The sequence below is a fragment of the Flavobacterium restrictum genome, from assembly GCF_007097245.1.
GTDB lineage: Bacteria > Bacteroidota > Bacteroidia > Flavobacteriales > Flavobacteriaceae > Flavobacterium > Flavobacterium restrictum.
Window position 1 is genome coordinate 1 of the sequence record NZ_VJZT01000043.1, and the last position, 3,482, is coordinate 3,482.

The window sequence follows — 3,482 nt, forward strand, 5'->3', positions numbered from 1 at the left end:
TAGTTTCTGCGAGCTGTGAACTTTATTTCCAAATCGGAATTACCTGCGTAATTTCGGCACAACTTGCCACCAACGTTCCCACGCTACACGTAGTTTGGGAAAAGTAAAAATAAAGCATCGGTTCAAGACTGGAAAGCCCAGTACAAAACCATTTTAACCAAATCCGAATACCCAAATTGCTTGTAGCGTGTGTTGGCGAATCGGTTTTTTATTTAGCGATATAGAAAATTCAAACGGTTTCATTCCTTTAAATATTCAACCTACTATTGACAGGATAAATGAAGTTCAGTCATTGTTGAAAGAGTTAATTCCTATTGAAAAAAAACTCAAAGAATTAGGTGTGACAATTGAAATAAATTTAGATCATTTTTTCATAAACATCTCTACAAAAGCCTCTATTGATTTACGATTATAGATGTTAAACGCTGATATTTCAGTTTCTGAAAATGGTTTTGTTTTTGTGTATTCATTAAAAAAATCTCTTAATTCATCTTGAATTTCAAATATACATTCGTTATAAGTTTTTAAATAAGCAACCGCTTTATCTAACGTATCCCTTTTCAAGGGCATTTTGTTAATCTTGTTTTGTATAATTAAATCCACATTTTTAAAGTATTCATCCATTATGTTTAAATTTTTTATTCGCTTGTTTTATAAAAAGGAAAAAGATATAGACTCTTTCGATGAAAAATATGGTTTTATGTTAAAATACGGAATCGAAACAAAAGACAACTATGAAAGAGTTAAAGCTTATTATTTTCAATATCATTAAGCATCGGAATAAATATATGTTTATGAAAACAAAAAAACCGTTTTTAAAATCAGATGAATTTTACTTAATAGAATATTTATTAAGTAAAGTTGCTCAATTTCTTTTTTATATTGCTGTTGTGGTAAATATATTGTTTGTTATAAAATACTTGGTCACTTGCCAATAAAATATTTTGTTACAAAACCCATAATAAACCCCAAAACGGCAAGATACCATCTTAACCGAATATCCCAATTTCCAAGCCTTAAATTGTCGCTTGTTAAGTTGCGGATTAATTCTTCTTTATCCCTTATTGTCTTTTGATATTTGGAAGCCTCGTTTTGAAGTTGAATGTTTTCAATCTCTAACTTTTCTTTTAAGTTATTTTTATTCTCTTGGTTCTTTTTTTGGGATTCTAAATCAATTAAATAATTTAACCATCCTTTATTTTTTGCAATTTTCAATCCAAATTCTGTTATCAAACAGCAAGAACCATTTATACTTATTAAGCCTCTTTTTTCCATTTCTAAAGCAAATGATTGAATATGAAAAGTGCCGTGTAATTCATTTCCTTGAATATCTTTAAATTCTTCATAAAACATAGAATTATTATCTTCTTTACTTAACAAGTCTAAATTTATATCAATAAGTTCATTTATGTTTTCCATATTATTTTCGGTGTTTCGGTTCTCTTAAACTGTTCGCCAACGTCTTGGCACTACAGCGGGTTTGGGACTAAATTAAGCCCTATTTTCGGATTTGCCAAATCATCCCAAATACAAAACCATTTTTCCATTAAGCCTATTGCCCAAATCCGTTGTAGTGGCTGTTATGAGCAGGCTTTTTAGTGTTTCCAAAATTGCCACCATTTCGATTTGTTTTTTTCTCTTTCTCTTTCTCGTGCAATTAAATCTTTAGTATCAATTCCAAGTGAAGTTCGAGCATTATAGGCAATTAAATAATCTTTGTGATTTATATAGGTTCGAATTTTTTCCTTTATTTCAGGGCTATTTAAGCTTGATAAATAATGAAAAGTAGAAATCAAAGTATATTTTTCTTTGACATTTTCAAACTCATTCAACGCAATATTTTTCATTTCTTCATCACCGCCTTTTATTTCATTTATATAACTCGCCCAAATTATTTTCGCCGATGGGTTTTTGGTTAATTCCAACGTCTTTTTCAAAGTCGGCAATGAATTTTTGGACTTCATAATTGCAAGGGTTTCACCGATTAAAGTGTCACCATTCTTTTTAAGCATTTCAATTAAGTTTTGCTCAACTTCCACTTTTTCGACTTCTGAAAGTGAAAGAATAATATGCTCGTTACTAAATCCATTCCGATGTTGGTAATCATCAGGTGGAATAAGTTCTTTTAGTAGTTGTTTAACTTCTCTCACTTCGTTTCTTTAAGCTTGCTCATAACGTTCCCGCGCTACAAGCAGTTTGGGACTAAATTAAGCCCATTATTCTGTTTTGCCAAATCATCCAAATACAAAACCAACTTCAAATTAAGCCCCATCCCCAAATTGCTTGTAGCGTGTGTTATGGGGCGGTTGTTTTGTCGAAATTACGATTGTCACACAAAGTTTTCACGCTTCTGTTAGCAAAATCCAATTTTCACGTTTCCGTTTTTCAGCTCCTAATTTCGGCGTATTATTTTCAATTATTCACTTTTTAATTTCTGCGCAAAACTTTTCAAGTTTCAGTTAGAAGATTCCGACTTTCACGCTTCAGTTTTTCGTCTGTTTATTGTCAGATTCCAACTTTTCGATTTCTGCTGGCGATTCCAATTTTCACGCTTCTGCTTTGTAAATTTTCTGCGAGTTACAAACTTCATTTTCAAATCGGAATTACCTGCGTAATTTCGGCACAACTGCCCCATAACGTCTTGGCACTACAGCGGGTTTGGGATTAAATTAAGCCCATTATTCGGATTTGCCAAATCATCCAAATACAAAACCATTTTTCCATTAAGCCAAATGCCCAAATCCGTTGTAGTGGCTGTTGGTGGCTGGCAAATTTTATTCCGTATTTTTATCTTTTCTTATTTCCACTTGCCATTTGTATAATCCGTCATAAATTCCTCCGTTAATAAACCTAACTAAAAATTCAGCAAATGAATTTGTCAATATTACAATTTCTTCGGATTTATTGTAAATTCTGTAATTGTTTCTATTTTCTAAATCAATGTCAATTGTCCACATTTCACAATAAATTAGATATTCAGCAATATGAAATGAAGTTGGATTAATTAAGTATTCATCATCTCCATTTTTAGTAATTTCTTCTAACGGAATAATCCGAAATAAATCTTCATCTGTTTCAAGACCATTACTAAAGCTGTAAAATATTTTCAAATCGTCAGGTAAATGAATTTTATTTTTTTCAAAATTTGCTATTTCATTTTCAGTTGCTTTTGCATTAAGTTCAAACCCAAGTTTTGCTTTATTTTTATCTATAAAGTTTATTACGTCATTTATTGAAGTAGTTTCTGTTAATTCATAATGAAGTTTGGTTCGAATTTCTTGATTTTCGTTTGATTTAAAATTATTATTATGTTCTTTTTTAGATTTGAAGAAATTAAAAAAATTAGAAAAGTTCATATTTTTTGTTTATTACATTAGATTCTAGATTTTTTCGGATTGCTTGCCACCAACGTTTGCGGCTATGCGAAGTGCCTTCTTTCTACCGCTTCACTAATAATAGCTAAAATAGCCAAATTTTTTAAT

4 protein-coding genes are annotated in these 3,482 nt (G+C 30.7%); all 4 read right to left on the reverse strand.

Annotated elements, in window-relative coordinates:
- Window positions 1-363: 363 nt before the first annotated feature.
- Window positions 364-624, reverse strand: coding sequence for a hypothetical protein (locus tag FNW21_RS15995; protein WP_144257750.1), 261 nt, complete (start codon window positions 622-624; stop codon window positions 364-366).
- Between the two features lie 300 nt (window positions 625-924).
- A complete protein-coding gene (locus FNW21_RS16000; RefSeq protein ID WP_144257751.1) occupies window positions 925-1,419 on the reverse strand; it encodes a hypothetical protein in 495 nt (164 codons plus the stop codon).
- A 176-nt stretch (window positions 1,420-1,595) separates the two neighbouring features.
- Window positions 1,596-2,150 (reverse strand): hypothetical protein, encoded by a 555-nt coding sequence (locus FNW21_RS16005; RefSeq protein ID WP_144257752.1) that lies wholly within the window; start codon window positions 2,148-2,150, stop codon window positions 1,596-1,598.
- A 624-nt stretch (window positions 2,151-2,774) separates the two neighbouring features.
- Entirely contained in the window at window positions 2,775-3,356 is a 582-nt protein-coding gene (locus FNW21_RS16010) for an SMI1/KNR4 family protein (RefSeq protein ID WP_144257753.1), read from the reverse strand.
- Between the last annotated feature and the right edge of the window lie 126 nt (window positions 3,357-3,482).

Excerpts from the sequence above, each read along its gene's own strand:
- FNW21_RS16000 (WP_144257751.1), bottom strand. The coding sequence starts at position 1,419 with ATGGAAAACATAAATGAACTTATTGATATAAATTTAGACTTGTTAAGT.
- FNW21_RS16010 (WP_144257753.1), bottom strand. The coding sequence starts at position 3,356 with ATGAACTTTTCTAATTTTTTTAATTTCTTCAAATCTAAAAAAGAACAT.
- FNW21_RS15995 (WP_144257750.1), bottom strand. The coding sequence starts at position 624 with ATGGATGAATACTTTAAAAATGTGGATTTAATTATACAAAACAAGATT.